Source organism: Mesorhizobium sp. M1006, assembly GCF_040318825.1.
Classification (GTDB): domain Bacteria; phylum Pseudomonadota; class Alphaproteobacteria; order Rhizobiales; family Rhizobiaceae; genus Mesorhizobium.
Genome location: NZ_JAMYMZ010000163.1, coordinates 1 through 633 on the forward strand (window position 1 = coordinate 1; position 633 = coordinate 633).

Below are 633 nucleotides of genomic sequence, written 5' to 3' on the forward strand. Positions count from 1 at the left end.
GCGCGATGACCGACCGTTCGGCGGCGCCGATCCGCCGGCGGCAGTGTTCTACTATTCCCGCGATCGCCGAGGCGAACATCCCGCGACGCATCTCGCCGGCTGGAGCGGCATTCTGCAGGCCGATGCCTTTGGTGGTTATGGCGATCTCTATGCGACGGGTCGTCAGCCGGCGCCTGTTCTGGAGGCCAGCTGCTGGGCCCACAGCCGGCGCAAAGTGTTTGAGCTGGCCGATGTCGAAGCGGCGGCGCGCAAGAAGGCGCACGGCGAGAAGCCCAACCTGGTCTATCCGCTGGCGGTCGAAGCCGTGAAGCGCATCGATGCCCTGTTCGATATCGAGCGCGCGATCAACGGCCTGTCGCCGGCCCAACGCCACGCCGTGCGCCAAGAGCGGAGCGCGCCGCTGGTCACCGAGCTCGAGCGCTGGATGATCAAGACGCGCGACAAGCTCTCGCGCGGGCACGACCTGACCAAGGCCTTCAACTACATGCTGCGCCGCTGGTCATCCTTCACCCGGTTCCTCGACGATGGGCGGATCTGCCTATCCAACAATGCAGCCGAGCGAGCCCTGCGCGGCATCGCTCTCGGCAGAAAGTCCTGGCTCTTCTGCGGTTCCGATCGCGGCGGACAGCGCGC

Annotated in this window: 1 protein-coding gene; it reads left to right on the forward strand. The window is 66.8% G+C overall.

The genetic code is table 11. The features are described 5' to 3' along the window. Positions 1-633 (forward strand): IS66 family transposase (gene tnpC / locus NKH60_RS35050; RefSeq protein WP_352875145.1); only part of this gene is annotated, 633 nt, incomplete at both ends.